The organism is Achromobacter sp. NPDC008082 (assembly GCF_042957345.1).
Lineage (GTDB): Bacteria > Pseudomonadota > Gammaproteobacteria > Burkholderiales > Burkholderiaceae_B > Achromobacter > Achromobacter kerstersii_A.
In genome coordinates, this window is record NZ_JBIBIB010000001.1 from 1092776 (window position 1) to 1111123 (window position 18348).

At 64.9% G+C, this 18348-nt stretch carries 13 protein-coding genes; 8 read left to right on the plus strand and 5 right to left on the minus strand.

What is annotated here, in order from left to right; genetic code table 11:
* Window positions 1–10 precede the first annotated feature (10 nt).
* The 3 genes from ACFZAI_RS04815 to ACFZAI_RS04825 all read right to left on the minus strand — a co-directional run bounded on the left by ACFZAI_RS04815 (window position 11) and on the right by ACFZAI_RS04825 (window position 4474).
* Window positions 11–1831, minus strand: coding sequence for a hybrid sensor histidine kinase/response regulator (locus tag ACFZAI_RS04815; RefSeq protein ID WP_391565838.1), 1821 nt, complete (start codon window positions 1829–1831; stop codon window positions 11–13).
* A gap of 4 nt (window positions 1832–1835) precedes the next feature.
* The gene (locus ACFZAI_RS04820; RefSeq protein ID WP_391565839.1) at window positions 1836–3623 is read right to left on the minus strand and encodes a 7TM diverse intracellular signaling domain-containing protein; all 1788 of its coding nucleotides are present in this window, start codon (window positions 3621–3623) and stop codon (window positions 1836–1838) included.
* 167 nt (window positions 3624–3790) lie between these two features.
* Window positions 3791–4474 carry a LuxR C-terminal-related transcriptional regulator gene (locus ACFZAI_RS04825; protein WP_391565840.1) on the minus strand — a complete coding sequence of 228 codons (684 nt, stop codon included), beginning with the start codon at window positions 4472–4474 and terminating at the stop codon, window positions 3791–3793.
* A 232-nt stretch (window positions 4475–4706) separates the two neighbouring features.
* On the opposite strand from ACFZAI_RS04825, the gene ACFZAI_RS04830 reads away from it, so the two are divergent.
* From ACFZAI_RS04830 to ACFZAI_RS04850, 5 genes are all read left to right on the plus strand, one after another.
* Window positions 4707–6566 (plus strand): methyl-accepting chemotaxis protein, encoded by a 1860-nt coding sequence (locus ACFZAI_RS04830; RefSeq protein WP_391565841.1) that lies wholly within the window; start codon window positions 4707–4709, stop codon window positions 6564–6566.
* Between the two features lie 92 nt (window positions 6567–6658).
* Entirely contained in the window at window positions 6659–7465 is an 807-nt protein-coding gene (locus ACFZAI_RS04835) for an alpha/beta fold hydrolase (RefSeq protein WP_391565842.1), read from the plus strand.
* 216 nt (window positions 7466–7681) lie between these two features.
* Window positions 7682–9226, plus strand: a complete 1545-nt coding sequence (locus tag ACFZAI_RS04840; RefSeq protein ID WP_391565843.1) for a hypothetical protein — start codon at window positions 7682–7684, stop codon at window positions 9224–9226.
* Window positions 9227–9403: 177 nt separating this feature from the next.
* Window positions 9404–11932 (plus strand): excinuclease ABC subunit UvrA, encoded by a 2529-nt coding sequence (gene uvrA, locus ACFZAI_RS04845; RefSeq protein ID WP_391565844.1) that lies wholly within the window; start codon window positions 9404–9406, stop codon window positions 11930–11932.
* A 31-nt stretch (window positions 11933–11963) separates the two neighbouring features.
* Window positions 11964–12413, plus strand: a complete 450-nt coding sequence (locus ACFZAI_RS04850; RefSeq protein ID WP_391565845.1) for a GNAT family N-acetyltransferase — start codon at window positions 11964–11966, stop codon at window positions 12411–12413.
* 100 nt (window positions 12414–12513) lie between these two features.
* Here the strand turns inward: ACFZAI_RS04850 and ACFZAI_RS04855 are convergent, their stop codons facing one another.
* The gene (locus ACFZAI_RS04855; RefSeq protein ID WP_391565846.1) at window positions 12514–13290 is read right to left on the minus strand and encodes a hypothetical protein; all 777 of its coding nucleotides are present in this window, start codon (window positions 13288–13290) and stop codon (window positions 12514–12516) included.
* Between the two features lie 143 nt (window positions 13291–13433).
* Between ACFZAI_RS04855 and ACFZAI_RS04860 the strand changes: the two genes are divergently transcribed.
* The 3 genes from ACFZAI_RS04860 to ACFZAI_RS04870 all read left to right on the plus strand — a co-directional run bounded on the left by ACFZAI_RS04860 (window position 13434) and on the right by ACFZAI_RS04870 (window position 17480).
* Entirely contained in the window at window positions 13434–14483 is a 1050-nt protein-coding gene (locus ACFZAI_RS04860; protein WP_391565847.1) for an NADP(H)-dependent aldo-keto reductase, read from the plus strand.
* 14 nt (window positions 14484–14497) lie between these two features.
* Window positions 14498–15106, plus strand: a complete 609-nt coding sequence (locus tag ACFZAI_RS04865; RefSeq protein WP_391565848.1) for a hypothetical protein — start codon at window positions 14498–14500, stop codon at window positions 15104–15106.
* Between the two features lie 208 nt (window positions 15107–15314).
* On the plus strand, window positions 15315–17480 hold the full coding sequence (locus ACFZAI_RS04870) for a TonB-dependent siderophore receptor (protein WP_391565849.1): 2166 nt from the start codon (window positions 15315–15317) through the stop codon (window positions 17478–17480).
* On the opposite strand, the gene ACFZAI_RS04875 is transcribed toward ACFZAI_RS04870, so the two are convergent.
* Window positions 17477–18286, minus strand: coding sequence for a metallophosphoesterase (locus tag ACFZAI_RS04875; RefSeq protein WP_391565850.1), 810 nt, complete (start codon window positions 18284–18286; stop codon window positions 17477–17479). The genes ACFZAI_RS04870 and ACFZAI_RS04875 overlap by 4 nt on opposite strands.
* Window positions 18287–18348: the final 62 nt, after the last annotated feature.

Genomic DNA, 18348 nt, shown 5'->3' on the forward strand with positions numbered 1-18348 from the left:
CGCACCGCTATTACGCGCGCGCCGTCTGCACCAGCCTGGCCACGCGCTCACGCAACGCCGGCACGGACACCGGCTTGTGCAGCAGCGGAATGCCACGCGCCGCGGCTTCGGCAAGGCGCGCCGGGTCGGTGTCGCCGCTGACCAGCAGCGCAGGCAGCTCCGGGTCGTTGTATTCCTCGCGCAGACGCTCGATGACGTGGATGCCGGTTTCGTGGTCGCGCAAGCGGTAGTCGCTGACGATCAGCGCCGGGCGTTCGGCCAGCGGCAGCACGCGATCGAACAACGCGTTGCCGCTGGTGGCGGCAATGACGCGGCAGCCCCAGCTTTCGAACAACATCGTCAGGCCGGCAAGATTCTGCGCATCGTCGTCCACCAGCAGCGCCAGTTGCCCGTGCAGGTTCGCCCCGTCGCTCTCCACGTGCGGGTGGGCGGGCAAGGTGGCCGCGTCCGGCAGGCCGGCCTGATCGGCATTGGCAAGCGGCACCGTCACCGTGAACACGGTGCCACGGCCGTCTTCGGAGCGCATCGCCAGCGCATGGCCCAGCAGCCGCGCCGTGCGGCGCACGATGGCCAGGCCGAGTCCCAGGCCCTTGCTGCGGTCGCGCTCGGGGTTACCCAGCTGATGGAATTCCCAGAACACGCGTTCACGTTCCGCGTTGGGAATGCCTTTGCCGTTGTCCCAAACCTCTAGCCGCAAGTGCCCGGCGGCCCGGCGGCAGCCCACCAGCACGCGGGTGCCGGACGCATGCGTGATGGCGTTGCTGATCAGGTTGCGCAGCACGCGTTCCAGCAGCACCGGGTCTGACCACACGTAGGCGGCGCAGCCGCGCACGCGCAGCGACATGCCTTTTTCGTGGGCTTGCGGCGCATATTCCGCGCGCAGTTGATCCAGCAGCGGGTTCAAGGAAAACGCTTCCCAGCGCGCTTCGATCACCCCCGCGTCCAGCCGCGACAGGTTCAACAGCGCGTCAAACAGATGGCCCATCGCCGAGATGGCGCTGGCGATGTTGTCCACCAGATAGCGGCCATGGCGCGACAGCGGCTCGTTCGTCAGCAGCCCCAGGAACAGATTGACGGCGTGCACGGGCTGGCGCAGATCGTGGCTGGCGGCGGCCAGGAAGCGGGATTTCTCCAGGTCGCTGCGTTCGGCCGCGGTCTTTTCCTGCCGCACCTGCTCCAGCAGCGCCAGGTTTTCGTAGCCCAGCCGCAACGCGTCCAGGTGCGTGCGATTCATGCGGTGAATGAAGGCCAGCGTGGCGACCAGATACGCCAGGCCGCTCGTCACCAACGCCAGGTGGATGGCCGACGGTTGCACCGCCAGCGCAATGAACATCGGCGCAAAGGCGGGGACCTCGAACGCGTACATGACTGGCAGCAGCATGTAGTTCGAATAGATGGCGCCCGTGCCCAGGCCAAACAACAGCACGATGAAAAACAGCTGATATTCCAGCGGGACAAAGAAGGTCCAGTACGCAAACGGCAGGCCCCAGAGGATGCCCGAGCACAGGTTGCCGATCAGCATGCGCCGTAGCCAGCGCGCCGCGGCCGTGGGGTCGGCGCGGTGGCGGTCGTAAGCGATCACGGCCGCGGTGCGCAGCATGCCGACGATGAGCGTGGCGCCGATCCACCACAGCACTTCGTGCAAGGGCAGCACGTCGTGCAGCGCAAAAGCCGAGAAGCAGGCCGTGATCAGCGAGCCCGCCAGCGCAAAGGGAAAGCTTCGGCGCAGCGCATCGATCTGCACCTGCCGGATGCGGGCGTCGTAGGTCGAGGCGGGCGGCGGGGCGGAAGACGACGAGCCGGGTTCGGTCTGTACAGGGCGATGGGGCATGGTTTTAGGCCGATTGGGACGCGGCGGGACGCAGTTGCAATACGGCGGTCAGTACCGTGCGGCCCGGCGCTGACACGATGTCCAGCGTGCCTTGCACGCGGGCGATGCGGGCGTGCATGCTGCGCATGCCCACGCTGACACCCGCCTGCCGCACCGCCGCCACATCAAACCCCGCGCCGTCGTCTTCAATGCGCAGCTCCAGGCGGTCGGGTTCGGGTTGATTCAGGTGCAGCGCCACGCGGCGGGCGCGGCTGTGCTTGACGACATTGGTCAGCGCTTCTTCCACCAGGCGCGTCAACGCCAGGCATTGCAGCGGATTCGGGGGCGTGCGCCATTGCGGCGGGAATTGCCAGCGGGAATCCAGGTCGATCTCGTCGAACAGCTGCACGAAGCGGTGGCGCAGGGGCGCGGCCCATTCCTGCGGCGTCTCCGGCACCTTGACGCCCGCGCTGGAACCGCTGTCGATAGTCTGGCGCAAGTCATCGCGCAGCAACTTCAACATCGACAGGAATTGTTGGCCTTGCAACGGCCGGTCGGCCTGTTCCACCATGGCCATCATGCGCACCAGCGAGCCGCCCAGCCCATCATGCAGATCGTGCGCAATTTGCAGCCGTTCGTGCAGCCGCGTGTTGGCCATGGCCAGCGCGTGTTCGCGTTCCAGCGTGGTGGCCAGTTCGTGGCGCGCCTGGAAGATGGCGTCGGCCAGCTCCTGGTTGAAGCGTTCGATCTGCCGCACGTTGCGCGCGTGGCGCAAGCCCAGGATGGCCGACATGCACAGCGTGACCACGACGCTGGAGTAAGGCGTGGATGACTGGCTCGGAGCCGTCAGGTTCAGCATCTGCAGCAGATCGTGCAGGCAGAGCACAAAGAACACCAGCAGACAGGCGGCCAGCATGATGTGTTCGGGGCGGCGCGTGCGCCACGCATGCACCGGAAATTGCAGGCAGTTGATCAGGAAAACGGCGGCGGGCGCGAGCACGCCGACGCTTAGCGCCGTGGGCAGAGCGTCATCAGGCGTGACCACCATCATGATCAGCAGCGCCGCGGTCAGCACCCACAGCGCCCGTTCCGTGCGCGGCAACCGTTGTTCGCCAAAGCGCCAGGTAAACAGGCAGAAGCACGGCACGTACAGCACCAGCGCCATGATGTTGGCGCGCGCCAGCGACAGCGTATCCGGAAAAGGCCAGGGGCTGGTCAACAGCACATTGCAGATGAACAGCACCCAGAAGAGCGACATCAGCGCGTACCAGCCATACGTCGTCTGTTCGCGCCGGACCACCCAGATGCAGAAGAACAGCCCGCCCAATACGCACGAAACAATCACATTCAGAATGAACAGCGAACGGTTGCGCCACCACAAGTCTTCCTGAATGGCCTGCATGGCGCGCGCATCGCCCAGATACACCGGGCCCAGCCCGGGCGTCTGCTGCGCAAGGCCCACCACGCGCACCCACAACGTGTTCACGCCATCGCGCACGAGGGTGTCTGGCAGATGCCAGTAACGCGGCATGTTCCAGCTGCGCGTCAGCGGTTCCACCAGCTGCGGATCGCTCCAGATCAAGTCATCGTTCACGAAGACTTCACCCGCCATCACCACCGATTTCAGCGTCAGGCCGATGGGGCCGGCGTGGCCGCCCGTGCATTGCGGCTGCCAGTCGATGCGATACCAGACCGATCCGCTATAGCCCGGCCAGCGCAGGTTCCAGTCGTCCGGTAACGTGACTGGCGCCCAGTCGGCGGAAGGCGGCCGGCCGCCATCGGGGGAGGTCTTTGCCGCCGAGACCGACAGCACCTGAACGGTGCATGCGGCGGGAGGGGAATCAGGTGCGGACGCTGAAGCGGGGTTTGAAGCGGAGGCAAAGGCCGGCGCCACGCACAACACCAGCCAGCAGGCCAGCCACCATTTCAGTCCAGCAAGCCACGCCGATGCGCATCGTCCAGCAACACGCGCCGTTGCGCTTAGTCCAGCAAACCACGCGACCGCGCGGCGTGGATCGCCCGCGTACGCGAAGAGACAGCCAGTTTGCGGTAGATGTGCTTGATGTGGCATTCGACGGTGTAGCGCGACAGGAACAGCTGTTCGGCGATTTCGCGGTTGGCCAGCCCTTCAGCCACCAGACGAAGAATCTGGCTTTCGCGGGGGCTAAGTATCTCACCGCTTGCCGTGCCCGTCTGCTCCGTGGGCCGGGGCCGCAACTCGTCGATGATGCGGCGGGCCACGAAGGGGTCGATGGGCGCACCGCCGCGCAGCACGCTGCGCAGCGACAACGAAACCTCCATGTCGTCGCGTTCCTTCAACACATACCCCGTGGCGCCGGCCCGCAGCGCGGCCAGGATGGCGTCTTCGGTGCACCAGGCGGAAATAACCAGAATGGCCAGGCCGGGGTCGGCGGCGTGCATGTCGGCGATGAGCTCGATGCCGCTGCCGTCGGGCAGCCCCAAGTCCACCAGCGCCAGGGCCACCGGCTGGCTGGCCAGGCAGGCGCGCGCCTCGGCCAGCGATCCCGCGAAAATCAGGGCGTCAGGCTGATAGCCCAGCTGCAACAGCAGGCCTTCAAGCCGGCGGCAGACCAGCGGTTCGTCCTCCACCAGCAGCACCGGAGCGGGCAGCGTCAATTCGGAGGCAAGGGGGGAGGCGGACATAGGAGAGAAGGCGGAAAGAGGGCCAGGATTGACCGATTCTAATTGTGCTGTCGGCGCGCGCGCCCGGGTATCCCTTGAACTGGGTATTTGACGCTCGGAATTGGTGTTTACCCTAAAGTCCGCGCCGCCTATGCCGTAAGTCCATCGTGGCCGCCGGTTTTGTGGGCGGGCCAGATACCCGCGCCGTTCGGCGTGGGCGGGGGCTGTACGAAAGCAGGTTAAGAAGGCAGGCATGAAAATTACGTCGTTGCGCAACCGAATTCTATTGATCTCGTGCTTTACCGTGGTGGGCGCGCTGGTTCTTTCGGGGATAACCACCTACCAGATCGTGCGCAGCAATATGATGGCCACGATTTCCGGCAACCTGGACGCCATCGCGGCTGGCAACGCCAGCGCGATCGAACGCTGGTCGGCGGACAAGGCCCAAGCGGTCTCCGCCACCGCCGCCGTCATTGAAAAGGGCGACCCCCGCGGCTTCACCAAGCTGATGGGCGAAACCAACGGCTTCCCGATTTCCACCGTCGGCTGGTCCGACAAAACGTTTTTCTCGACCACGCAGGTCGCAGCCGACTATGACCCCACGGCCCGCCCCTGGTACAAGAGCGCGGTGGCGGCAGGCAAGCTCACCGTCACCAAGCCCTATGGCGATTCCAGCTCGGGCAAGCTCTACGTGGCCTTCACCGCGCCGATGATTCGCGGCGGCCAAACCACCGGCGTGCTAAGCGGCGCCGTGCCGCTGGACGGCATCCAGAGCATCATCCGCGCCATTCGTCCCACCCCGTCCAGCCTGGCCTTTGTCGTGGCCACCGACGGGCAGGTCATTTCGCACGTGAACGACAAGCTGGCGTTGAAGCCGTCCACCGATGTGGCGCCTGAGCTCACGCCCGCCGCGCTGGCCGCCATGGCGCGTGACGGCGCCGAACCCATCACCGTGGCGCTGGATGGCGTGCCGAAGCTGATCAAGGCGCGCCAGGTTCCTGGCACCGACTGGTCGCTGGTCATTGCGCTGGACCGCGCCGAAGCCACGGCCGGCCTCACGCAAGTGCTGAACGCCACGCTGATTTCGTTGGTCGTGCTGACGCTGGCCGCCGTGGCCATCGCCAGCGTGGCGACGTCTCGCGCCTTCAAGCGCCTGTCCGCCGTGCGCGACGCCATGGACACCATCGGTTCGGGCGACGGCGACATGACGCACCGGCTGGATGTGGTCGGCCACGATGAAGTGGCGCAGATCTCGGCGTCGTTCAACGCGTTTGTCGACAAAATCAGCCATGTGATGTTGGAAGTGCGGTCGGGCGTGCACTCGATGTCGGCCGCCACCAGCGAAATCGACATGGGCAACCGCGACTTGTCGCAGCGCACAGAAACGTCGGCTGGCTCCTTGCAAGAAACCTCCTCTGCGCTGACGCAGCTGACCTCCAGCGTGCGCCAGACCGAAGAAGCCGCCGAACACGCCACGCGCCTGGCCACCGAAGCCAGCTCGGCCGCCGAACGCGGCGGCAAGGTGGTGACGGATGCCGTGACGACGATGAGCGCCATTTCGCAGTCGTCGCAACGCATTACCGAAATCATCAGCGTGATCGACAGCATCGCCTTCCAGACCAACATTCTGGCGCTGAACGCCGCGGTGGAAGCCGCGCGTGCGGGTGAGCAAGGCCGCGGCTTTGCGGTGGTGGCGGGCGAGGTGCGCACGCTGGCCCAACGCAGCGCGGCGTCCGCACAGGAAATCCGCACGCTGATCCAGGCGTCGGTCGAGAACGTCAAGAGCGGCACCGAACGCGTGCAGGCTGCGGGCGCGACCATGGGCGAGATCGTGGACGGCATTGCCCGCGTGCAGCGCCTGGTCACGGAAATTCACGGCGCCATGACCGAGCAAAGCGTGGGCATCAGCCAGATCGACCGCAGCGTGGCCGACATGGACCAGGCCACGCAACAGAACGCGGCCCTGGTCGAGGAATCCGCCGCGGCGTCCGCCATGCTGAGCGATCAGGCGCGTGTGCTGGCCGACACGGTGGGCCTGTTCAAGCTGCGTGGCGACACGCACGCCGCGGGCCAGAAAATGCTGGCCCTGCCGCAGACCGCCTCGGCGTACTGACCGGCACGGCCATCGCGTCATCCGGGCGGCAGTTGCCTGCCGGCCCGGAAGGCAGCAGAATCTGCGAAGCCCATGGACTGAACAGAGGATGAATGATGGCCGACCCCGCCGCTCGCGCGCCTGAAGACACGCTGATCCCGACCGCCCACGGCCGGGTCCACGCCCGGCGCTGGCCGGGTTCGCCGCAAGGCGAGGGCGCCCCGATCATCCTGCTGCATGACTCGCTGGGCAGTGTGGATTTGTGGCGCGACTTTCCCGCCAAGCTGGCGCAGGCCACCGGCCGCACCGTCATCGCCTATGACCGGCTGGGCTTCGGCCAGTCCGACCCCAACCCCCACCGCCTGCTGCCGGACTTTGTCGCCAGCGAAGCGCAAGACGCCTTCGCCGCGCTTGTCGGCCATTTCAAGCTGGCCCGCTTTATCGTGTTCGGCCATAGCGTGGGGGGCGGCATGTCGGTATCCATCGCGGCGGCGTATCCCGGCCGCTGCATCGGCGTCATTACGGAATCAGCCCAGGAATTCGTCGAAGACCGCACGCTGCAAGGCATCCGCGTGGCCGGCGAACAATTCCGCGACCCCGCCCAACTGGACCGCTTGAAGCGCTATCACGGCGAGAAAGCGCAATGGGTGCTGGACGCCTGGGTGCAGACCTGGCTGTCGGCGGAATTCGCCGGCTGGAATCTGGACACGACCTTGCCGCGCCTGACTGTGCCGCTGTTGGCCATTCACGGCGAAAACGATGAGTACGGGTCCATGCGCCATCCCGAAAAGCTGGTGGCGCTGGCGGGCGGCCCGTCGGCCATGCTGCCGTTGCCCGGATGCGGCCACGTGCCGCACCGCGAGCGCGAGGATGTTGTTCTGGATGCCGTGCGCGCGTTTCTGGATCAGCGGGGCGTTTGATTCCCGCGGGCGAACCGGTGGCGGGCTTCTCCGGCAATGCCGGGGCCGGCCGAGGCGGTGCGGCGTGCCTTGCCGCACGCGGACGGCAACCGCCATCGCGCCACACCCCATGAAGGCCGGGCCTTAATTTCTCGCCCCGCGTGCCGTTACAACTCGGAGAGACATCGACAAAAATCCGGGCAGGCACACTGCCCACGCGTTTGGATGACACCGCCCATGACCATCATCAGTTCGTCGGGAAGCGTGCAGAGCGTCGCGCCGTTCAGTACCCCAATCACTCAACAGAGAGCGGTGGACACCGCCGTGCCCGCCGATGCGCCCGCGTCCACCGTCGTGCGCCTGAGCCAAGGCGGCGCCGACATTGGCGCGTCGACCTATACGCAGACGGGCGCGGTATCCGATGCGATCACGGGCTTGATGAACCGGAACGTGGGCACCCGGGGTCTGGCCGGACCTTTCACCGATGTTGCGGCAGCGGTGTTGAACCGCTTCAGAACCGACGGCGGCAACCTGTCGTTGTGGGTGCCGGCCACGCAGACTGTTGGCGCAACGGATGCCGTCACGGATGCCGTGTCGCAATCATCATTGCGCCCCGACAACACCGTGTCGCTGCGCATCAATACCGCCAGCGGCGTCAAGGTCGAGATCGCGCTGCAAAGCGGTCCGCAGGGCATGGCGGTGCAGATCGAAGTGGCTGAAGGCCAGGAGCTGAACGAAGACGAACGCAAAGCCATTGCCGGCTTGGCGGGCGCTTTCCAGGACGCTCTTGATGGCTTGGCGGAAGACCCGCCGCGCTGGTCGCTGGCGCGTCTGGCCAACGCCAGCTCGCCGCTGCTGTCGTCGATCAGCCTGCGCGACAGCCGCCTGATCGCGGGCGAAGTGGTGCAGACCATTGATTTTGATGCTGACAGCACGCAGCGCACGATGACGGTGTCGGGCCTGACCGGTGTGGTCAAGGTAGCGCTGGACCTGACGAAGCCGGTCACGCTGGGGTCTTCCGAGCAACAAGCGGCGGCGGTCAACAAATACTTGCAGCAGTTTGATCGCGCCCAACGCCGAGGCGCGGGCGACGAGACGCTGACGTCCACATTCAAAGACATGTTCTCGGCGATGCACGGCAGCTACGGCTCGGCGCAAGTGCCGGCGGCGGACGGCACCACGTTCCGCAAGCCGGCGGCAGAAGCGCATCGCAGCCTGTTGTCGGGGCTGGCGGATTTCTCGGCGTCCATTGAGCAGGCGCGCCAGGCCACCAACCCGGCCCAGCCGAAAGAAACGGACGGGTTCTCGTACCAGACGTCGCAGACCAGTTCGGTGTCGGGATCGCCGCGTTGGGATCTGGCCGTGTCGCAAGAGCAGCAGAGCACGCTGACCGCCAGCTTCCATCGCGGGCTGACCCCACAGACGGACTTGAAGCTGACGACGGATAAGGATTCGCAGACCTATCTGTACTACCAGATTCACGACACCACCCGCAGCCAGACGGATGTGGCGTATGAAGAAGGCGTGTTGCGCAAGGCGACGCTGAACGAGTCGCGCAGCCAAACGACGCAAGTCACGATGTATGTGAAGGGCAAGCTGATTGATCAGACGACGACCCCGGTGACGGAATCGAACAAGCGCGATTTGCTGCCGCTGGTGCGCGCCGCCAAGCTGGATGAAGATCTGAACGACCCGCTGATTCCGCGCGATCAGGCCGAAGAAACGCTGCGCCAGAAATTCCTGGACCTGGCGCGTTCTGCCGCCAGCTTGCGGCAGTTCTGATTCGGCGGGCAGCTTGCGGCAGTTCTGATTCTGCCGCCAGTTTGCGCCAGTGCTGATTCGGCGGTGTGATCGGACGGCCCGCTTGCTGCGCGCCCGATTCTGCTGACGGATCGGACGCCAGCAGAAAGCCTATGGGACGCCCGCGACGGCTATCGCGGCGTCCATTATCATGGCTCCATGAGCCAGCGAAAGAACTCCGCCAAATTGCGCGCCGACGCTTGTATTCGCGTCCGGGGCGCGCGTGAGCACAACCTGAAGAACGTGGATGTGGATATCCCGAGGGACGCGCTTGTCGTGTTCTCGGGCGTATCCGGGTCGGGGAAATCGTCGTTGGCGTTCGGCACGCTGTACGCCGAAGCGCAGCGGCGCTACCTGGAGTCCCTGTCCCCGTATGCTCGCCGCCTGATCGATCAGGTGGGTGTGCCAGACGTCGACGCCATCGATGGCTTGCCGCCTGCTGTGGCCTTGCAGCAGCAGCGCGGCACGCCGAATGTGCGGTCGACGGTGGGCAGCATTACGACGCTGTCCAGCATGTTGCGCATGCTGTATTCGCGCGCAGGCGCCTACCCGCCGCGCCAGCCCATGCTGTACGCGGAAGACTTTTCGCCCAACACGCCGCAGGGCGCCTGCCCGAATTGCCACGGCCTGGGCCATGTGTATGACGTGACCGAGCAATCCATGGTGCCGGACCCGTCGCTGACCATCCGCGAGCGCGCCATTGCGTCCTGGCCGCCCGCCTGGCACGGGCAGAATCTGCGCGACATCCTGGTCACGCTGGGCTACGACGTGGACAAACCGTGGCGCGACCTGCCCAAGAAAGACCGCGACTGGATTCTGTACACCGACGAGCAGCCGACCGTGCCTGTCTACGCCGGCTTCACGCCCGCCGAGACCCGCGCGGCGGTGCGCGCCAAGCAGGAACCCAGCTATATGGGCACCTATACCGGCGCGCGCCGATACGTGATGCACACCTTCGCGACGACGCAAAGCGCCATGATGAAAAAGCGCGTGGCGCGCTTTCTGACGGGCACGCCTTGCCCCGTCTGTAATGGGCGGCGCTTGAAACGCGAAGCCTTGTCGGTGACGTTTGCCGGCATGGATATTGGAACGCTGACGCAACTGCCGCTGACCCGCATCGCCGAGGCGCTGGCGCCCGCCGCCAACGGCAGCGTGGATCAGCCGGATATGTCGCCAGAAAAGCGCATCGCCGCGCAACGGCTGTCGCAAGACCTGGTCGAGCGTATCGGCACCTTGCAGGCGCTGGGGCTGGGCTATCTGGCGATGGACCGGTCCACGCCCACCTTGTCGCCGGGCGAATTGCAACGCTTGCGGCTGGCGACGCAGATCCGCTCGAATCTGTTTGGCGTGGTGTATGTGCTGGATGAACCCTCGGCCGGCTTGCATCCCGCCGACGGGCAGGCCCTGCATCGCGCGCTGGATCAATTGAAGGCCGCGGGCAATACGCTCTTTGTTGTTGAACACGACCTGGAAACGCTGCGCCGCGCGGACTGGCTGGTGGACGTAGGCCCCGGCGCGGGCCAGCACGGCGGGCAGGTGCTGTACAGCGGCCCGCCAGAGGGCTTGCGCCACGTGGGCGAGTCGCTCACGGCGCGCTATCTGTTTGGCGCGCCGGCTCCCGTACGCAAGACACCGCGCGAACCCGCGGGATGGCTGTCGTTGCGCGGCATCCATCGCAACAACCTGCATGGCATCGACGCACGCTTTCCGTTGGGCGCCTTCACGGCGGTGACAGGGGTGTCGGGCTCGGGTAAATCCAGCCTGGTCAGCCAGGCGCTGGTGGAACTGGTGGGTGAACACCTGGGCCACGAACCGGTCGTCGAAGACGCCGAAGGCGACTTGCCGCAACCGGGCAGCGTGGCGCGCACCACGGGCCGGATCGACGCGGGCGTTGACGCGATCAAGCGGCTGGTGAATGTGGACCAAAAGCCCATCGGCCGCACGCCGCGTTCGAATCTGGCGACCTACACCGGCTTGTTCGACCACGTCCGCAAACTGTTTGCCGATACCAAGAAGGCCAAGTCGCGCCGCTACAGCGCCGGCCGCTTCTCGTTCAACGTGGCGCAAGGCCGGTGCGAAACCTGCGAGGGCGAAGGCTTCGTCCACGTCGAACTGCTGTTCATGCCGAGTGTCTACGCGCCATGCCCAACTTGCCACGGCAGCCGCTACAACGCCAAGACGCTAGAGATCGAATGGAACGGCCGCAACATCGCGCAAGTGCTGGCGATGACGGTCGACGAGGCGCTGGCCTTCTTCAAAGACGAACCGGTGGTGCACCGGCCGCTGACGCTGCTGCACGAGATTGGCCTGGGCTATCTGCGTCTGGGCCAGCCCGCTACCGAATTGTCTGGCGGCGAAGCGCAGCGCATCAAGCTGGCGACCGAACTGCAACGCAGTCAGCGCGGCAACACGCTGTACGTCCTGGACGAACCCACGACCGGCCTGCACGCGGCGGATGTGGATAAGCTGATGGCGCAACTGCACGGCCTGGTCGACGCCGGCAACACGGTCGTCGTCGTCGAACACGACCTGCGCGTGGTCGCAGGCAGCGACTGGATGATCGACGTAGGCCCCGGCGCAGGCGAAGAGGGCGGCCACATCGTCGCCGAAGGAACCCCCGAGTCCGTCAGCCGTAAAGCCAAGGGCGTGACGGCGCCGTTTTTGAAGCGGATGTTGGGGGGCGGTTGACGTCTTTTTCTACGGCCGTATCCTTGTCAACATGACCATCACCTACCGTCCCGCCATCCCTGAAGACGCCGCCGCTTGCATCGCGCTGCGCACGCGCACCCGCGAGAACGCCGTCACTGAAGCGCAGCTCGCCGACGCCGGCATCACGTGTGAAACGTGGAGCGCGGGGATTGAAGCGGGCTTGTATCCCGGCTTTGTCGCGCTGGACGGCACCAAGCTTGCTGGCTATTGCTTCGGGCATCGCGACACGGGGGAAATCGTTGTGCTGGCGCTGTTGCCCGAATACGAAGGGCGCGGGGTGGGGAAGACGGTGTTGGGCATGACCCGCGACTTGCTGCATCAGCGCGGTTTCAAGCGATTGTTCCTGGGTTGCGCCACCGATCCTGCTGTGCGGTCTTACGGGTTCTATCGCCATTTGGGGTGGCGCTCGACGGGCACGTTCGATGCGGCGGGTGATGAGGTGCTGGAGTACGTGTTCTGAACGCCCGACGCTAAGCGCAGCCCAAACCCAAGCCCAAGCCCAAGCCCAAGCCCAAGCCCAAGCCCAGCCCCAGCACTAGGCTAACGGCCACGCCGCCCGTCTACATCTCCTGCTCCAGCGTCTTCTGCATCCGCTCCATGCTTTCCTGATTGACCTGGATCACGCCGGTGCCGGGCTGATCGATGTCCACGATGAACGTCAGCACCAGCGCAATCAGCGCGGCGAAGAGGCCGGTTGAAATCAATCGCCTGCGCCCATGCAGGCCCGTGCCGTACGCGATGAATGCCACGGAGCCCGCGCTGACGATGAACAGCAGATAGAAAACGGGCTCGGGGACGTGGTTTTCAAGCGCTACGCGGCGCTTCTCGTTGACTTGCGCCATCTCGTTGATGGCCTGAATGAACATGATGGTGGAAATCGCGGGCGGGTTGTCGGCGGTGGCGGCGGCGAGCGCGCGGATCTGGCGTTCGATGCGGCGTGACGTGGCGCTGGCGGCGTCAAAGCGCGGCGCGTCGTTTTCCGCGTCATGCAGTTCCAGCGCCGCCTTCGTGTATTCCAGCAGCAGTTTCGGCACCTGCGCCCGCGCGGCCGGCGCAATCAATTGCGAACGCCAGTAGGCGTTGCCCACCGCGTTGGCTTCTTCCAGCACCAGGTTCTTGCGCGCCTCGAAGCGCGTGACCGACATCGCAAAGGTAAAGCCCAGCAGCAAGGCCAGCAGGCCGAGCAGGGCGGTTTGCAGCGCGGTGATGTGCGTGCGGTGCGTTTCATCGCCGGGCTTGCGCTGGCGCAGGCCCAGCCGGAAGCAGAGCTCGATGATGGCCAGGAAAACGATGACGCCGATGAAGAAGAGATAAGACTCGTCGAAATTCCTGAGCATGGCGCTCCCCGTCGCGAAGAGGCCAGCGTATGCGGATTTGCGGGCGGGTGGCAAGCTGCCGGATGCCCTGATTTTGTCAGCGAAACGCCAAGTACTTGCGGTAAGGTGTCGGTTCCTCTCTAAGACCCCGCACGGAGCAGAACTTGAAAACCCGCAAACTCGGCCGTACCGACCTGGATGTCAGCCTGATTGGATTGGGCACCATGACCTGGGGCGAACAGAACACCGAGGCCGACGCTCATCAACAACTGGACTACGCGCTCTCGCGCGGTGTGAACCTGGTCGACGTGGCCGAAATGTACCCGGTGCCGCCCAAGCCCGAAACCCAGGGCCTGACCGAAACCTATATCGGCACGTGGCTCGCGAAGAGCAAGCGCCGCCAGGACATCGTGCTGGCCAGCAAGGTGGCCGGCCCGGTGCGCGACCCCAAGCGCCCCGGCCACATCCGCGATGGCAAGACTTTTCTTGACCGCAAGAACCTGACCGAAGCGCTGGACGCCAGCCTGAAGCGCTTGCAGACGGATTACCTGGACCTGTATCAGTTGCATTGGCCTGACCGCACCACCGCCACGTTCGGCCAGCTGAACTACCCGTGGGTCGAAGACGAGCACACCGTGCCGATCGAAGAAACCCTGTCGGTATTGCAGGATTTCGTGCGCGCCGGCAAGGTGCGCCACGTGGGCGTGTCCAATGAAACGCCGTGGGGCCTGTCGCAGTTCCTGCGTCATGCCGACACCCAGAACCTGCCGCGCGTCGTGTCGATCCAGAACGCGTACAGCCTGCTGAACCGCGTGTTCGAAATCGGCCTGTCGGAATTCACGCACCACGAAGGCGTGGGCCTGCTGGCGTACTCGCCGTTGGCGATGGGCATGCTTTGCGGCAAGTACCTGAACGGCGCACGGCCCGAAGGCGCTCGCCTGACGCGCTACACGCGGTTCACGCGTTACAGCAACCCGCAGGCCGAAGCGGCCACCAGCGAGTACGTGGCGCTGGCGCGCGAGCACGGCATCTCGCCCACGCACCTGGCGCTGGCCTGGGTCAACCAGCGCCCGTTCGTCACCAGCAATTTGATCGGGGCGACCACGCTGGAACAGCTGAAGGAAAACATCGACAGCGTCGACGTCACCTTGTCGCCGGACGTGCTGAAGGCGATCGACGCGATCCACACGCGCTATCCGAATCCGGCGCCTTGATCGATACCCGGCCCATGCAACGCGTCCTGACTACGCTGCTGCTCTCCGCGCTTGCCTTGCTGATGGCGGGCTGCGCGTCGACCAAGACGTACACGGAAAACGTCTCCACCCTGATGGTGTCATCGGACGGCAAGACGTTTGCGGTGCTGGGCCCGCAGTATCACTATCTGTTCGACATGCCGCCTGCGATGGCGCAGGCGATGCAAGCGGACTTCCGGACCCGGCTGACCGCCGGGATTCCGCGCGACTTTCATGTGGGGGCCGATGGCTTCACGTGGGGCTATGTGCGCTTGCAGCTGATGGACAACGCCACGCCGCGTGATCGTGAACAGGCGCTGGCCATGCACTTCCAAACCACAAAGCAAGGCATGGTCTATTACACCCATCGCCTCAAGGGCAAGCGCTACCTGGCCCGGCCCGGCACGCCCAGCGCGGCGCAGGCGGGCGGGGCGACCCAGACGGCGTTGGATCAGTCGTATCGCATCACGGTGCAAGACTCGCAAGGCAGCGCGGACATGGCGCGCGCGCTGTCGCCCGTGATGTTCCTAGCGGGTACGGGGTTCGTGGTGGCGAATCCGGCGATCGTGCTGTTCGCCTTGCCGGTGGCGGGGCTGGAGCCTTAGGCCGCGCCGCCTGTGTGCTGTTGTCGCCGCGCGACATGCCCCGCAAGGGGGCAATCCGGCGCAAGTGATTGATCCATCAAACGTTTTGAAAGACGCACGCGATCCAGCCAACAGTCAGGGTTGCACTGATTCGTAAATATTATTGCGAATCAGTATCGTTAATAATAAAAATCCAATCTTTCTGCCTGTCTGCTCTGGAGAATTCAACGTGGTCCGTCCGACTTCCAACCGGAAGTGCCGTGCGCGCAAGCTTGCACGGTCTGCTGTTACGCCTTCTGTTCTTGCCCTGGCGTTGGGCGTGGTTTTCTCTGGGGCAGCACAGGCCCAGTCCGCCGCCAGCTCGCAGGGCGTGGCGCAATTGCCGGCCGTGACCGTCAACGCAACATCAATCGACGACACCTTGGAGCATCTGTCCGCACCCGTGAACACGGGCGCGCTGGGCAATCGCAGCCAGTTGGAGACGCCGTTTTCCACCACGGTCGTGACCGCGGCAGACATTCAGGACCGGCAGGTCAACAAGCTGGGCGATGTGTTCGCGCTGGACGCGTCCGTCAGCGATAACAGCGCGTCTTACGGCGCCTGGGCCAGCTATCTGACCGTGCGCGGCCTGCCGCTGGATTGGCAGAATTCTTACCGCATCGATGGCAAGCCGTTCCTGAGCTATGTGACGACCCTGCCCTTTGAACAATTCGAGCAGATTGATTTGTTGAAGGGCGCCTCGGGCTTCATGTATGGCTTTGGTTCGCCGGGCGGCCTGGTCAACTACGTGACGAAGAAGCCCACGGACGAGCCGGTGCGCAGCATCGAACTGGGCTATGTGTCCAAAGGCCTGCTGCGTGAACAGGTGGACCTGGGCGGGCGCGTGGGCCAAAGCGGCACGTTCGGCTACCGCCTGAACGCGACGCACGAAGAAGGCAATACGTATAACGGCGGCTCCTTGTATCGCGACTCCGTCTCGCTGGCGCTGGACGCGCGCCTGACCGACAAGCTGACGTGGGACTTCCAGTCCATCTACCAGGACCGCAAGGCCATCGGCCAAGAGCCCACCATTTACGCGGCCCAGCTGGCGGGCAACGAGTTGCCCTCGCCCGTGCGCAATGACAACGGCAAGCTGGTAGGCGAAGGCCCCTACGCCGACAACGCCTTTCGCTACTACTCGACGGGCCTGAAGTACCAGTTGTCGTCCGACTGGAGCGTGCGCACCGATTACAGCTACAGCTCGACGCGCACACGCCGCAATGAATCCGTGCTGTTCCTGCAAAACCAGGCAGGCGACTACAACGACTACCGCTCCGACTATGGCGAGGCCTATGGCTACAACCAATGGCAGGGCATGGTCGAAGGCAAGTTCGCCACCGGCCCGCTGAAGCATCACGTGGTGGCGGGGGCGTCGTGGCAGAAGCAAAAGAACGACTACAGCGCCGATGGCGTGTACCAGCTGCAAGGCACGGGCAACCTGCGGTCGCAGAACACAAACACGTACTACAGCGTGGGCAGCCAGAACCTGTATCGCGCGGCCGAGATCACGCAAAAGGCGATGTTCGCCAGCGACACCATCGACCTTACCGGCGGCTGGTCGCTGCTGGGCGGCCTGCGCTATACGAATTACGAGCAGGTGGGCTTTGATGCAACGGGCGCGCAGTCTTCGCGCTACGACAAGAACGGCGTGCTGACGCCGACCGTGGCCTTGATGTACAAGATCACGCCGCAGACGATGGCCTACGCCAGCTACATCGAATCGTTGGAGCCGGGTTCGTCGGTGGGCAACCTCTACACGAACTATGGCGCGTTGTTGGACCCGCTCAAGAGCAAGCAGTACGAGTTGGGGCTGAAGACCGATCAGGACGATTGGGCAGCCACGGCGGCGCTCTTCCGTATCGAGAAAAAGGCGGAATACGCGAACTCGGCGAACGAACTGACGCAGGACGGCAAGTCGATTTATCAGGGCCTGGAGCTGGGCGCGTCGGCGCGTGTGGCCACCAACTGGAACGTGGGCGGCAGCCTGATGTTCCTGGATTCGGAATACAAGAAGGGCAACGCCTACACCGGCAACCGCGTGGCGGGCGCGCCCAAGCTGGTGGCGGCGGCGCAGGTGTCGTACTCGGTGCCGCAACTGCCGGGCCTGAAGCTGCGCGCCGATGTCAAATACACCGGCAACACCATGCTGGGCGCGTCGAACAATGTGCGCGTGGATGACTACGCCATCATCAACATCGGCGCCACCTACGACACGCGCATCTACGGCTACGAGACCACGTTCCGCGCCGGCATCAACAATCTGGCGGACAAGCGCTACTGGCTGTTCCAGTCGTCGGATTACGTAAAGGCTGGCGACCCCCGCACCTACGGCCTGAGCGCCAGCCTGAAGTTCTAAGCGTGCACTTCCCAAAGGCGATCAGGCGAAAAGTCCGCCTGTTCGCCTTTTTTGGCATAGCCCAGCGGGTTGGCCACCACCCGGCAACCGTCTTTCACGTAGTCATGCGCGCAATGCAGATGGCCGTGCATCCACATGTCGGCTAGCGGCAGCAACGCGTCCAGCGCATTGCAGAAGCCGGCCGTGCCGGGCGTGACGCCGTAGCGCGGGTCGGCGCTGGCAAGCGTGGGCGCAAAGTGGGTGATGGCCACCGTCGGGCCGTCAAACGGCACGCGCAGCGCGGCGTCCAGCCACTGCTGGCACACAAGCCCTTGTTCGCGCATCTGCTCCGCCATGAACGGCGCGCCCTGGCGGCGCATCTGCGCTTTTTCCAGATAGAAATCAGCCGCGCGAAACGCCTTGGCGCGTTTGGCCAGCGCCACGCCTAGCGCGTCGCTGTCTGCCGCTAGCGCATCGAAATCCGTCCATAGCGTGGTGCCGATCAGGCGCACGCCGTCGATGACGCAGGTTTCACGTTCCAGCCATTGGATGCCGAGCGTGTGGCAGAGCTCGCGCAGGCGATGATGCGTGTCGTCGAAATCCAGGTTGTCGTATTCATGGTTGCCCGGTACGAACACCACCGGCGTGGGCCAGCCGTTGCGCGGCGCGTAGCTGCCCAGCCCGAAGTCGGCGGTGGCAAGTTTCGAGCCTTCACGGTACGAGCCGATGTCGCCCGCCAGCACCAGCAGGTCGGCGCCGGGGGCAGGCCGCGCCAGAAAGGTCGGGTCGGATTCCAGGTGCAGATCAGAGAGCAGTTGAATCTTCATGGCCGATATCTTAGGCGATGGGCCGGCTGCGGCATGCGCCACCGTGCCCATCCATGCGACAC

Excerpts from the sequence above, each read along its gene's own strand:
- ACFZAI_RS04815 (WP_391565838.1), bottom strand. The coding sequence starts at position 1,831 with ATGCCCCATCGCCCTGTACAGACCGAACCCGGCTCGTCGTCTTCCGCC.
- ACFZAI_RS04825 (WP_391565840.1), bottom strand. The coding sequence starts at position 4,474 with ATGTCCGCCTCCCCCCTTGCCTCCGAATTGACGCTGCCCGCTCCGGTG.
- ACFZAI_RS04830 (WP_391565841.1), top strand. The coding sequence starts at position 4,707 with ATGAAAATTACGTCGTTGCGCAACCGAATTCTATTGATCTCGTGCTTT.
- ACFZAI_RS04835 (WP_391565842.1), top strand. The coding sequence starts at position 6,659 with ATGATGGCCGACCCCGCCGCTCGCGCGCCTGAAGACACGCTGATCCCG.
- ACFZAI_RS04840 (WP_391565843.1), top strand. The coding sequence starts at position 7,682 with ATGACCATCATCAGTTCGTCGGGAAGCGTGCAGAGCGTCGCGCCGTTC.
- uvrA (WP_391565844.1), top strand. The coding sequence starts at position 9,404 with ATGAGCCAGCGAAAGAACTCCGCCAAATTGCGCGCCGACGCTTGTATT.
- ACFZAI_RS04850 (WP_391565845.1), top strand. The coding sequence starts at position 11,964 with ATGACCATCACCTACCGTCCCGCCATCCCTGAAGACGCCGCCGCTTGC.
- ACFZAI_RS04855 (WP_391565846.1), bottom strand. The coding sequence starts at position 13,290 with ATGCTCAGGAATTTCGACGAGTCTTATCTCTTCTTCATCGGCGTCATC.
- ACFZAI_RS04865 (WP_391565848.1), top strand. The coding sequence starts at position 14,498 with ATGCAACGCGTCCTGACTACGCTGCTGCTCTCCGCGCTTGCCTTGCTG.
- ACFZAI_RS04875 (WP_391565850.1), bottom strand. The coding sequence starts at position 18,286 with ATGAAGATTCAACTGCTCTCTGATCTGCACCTGGAATCCGACCCGACC.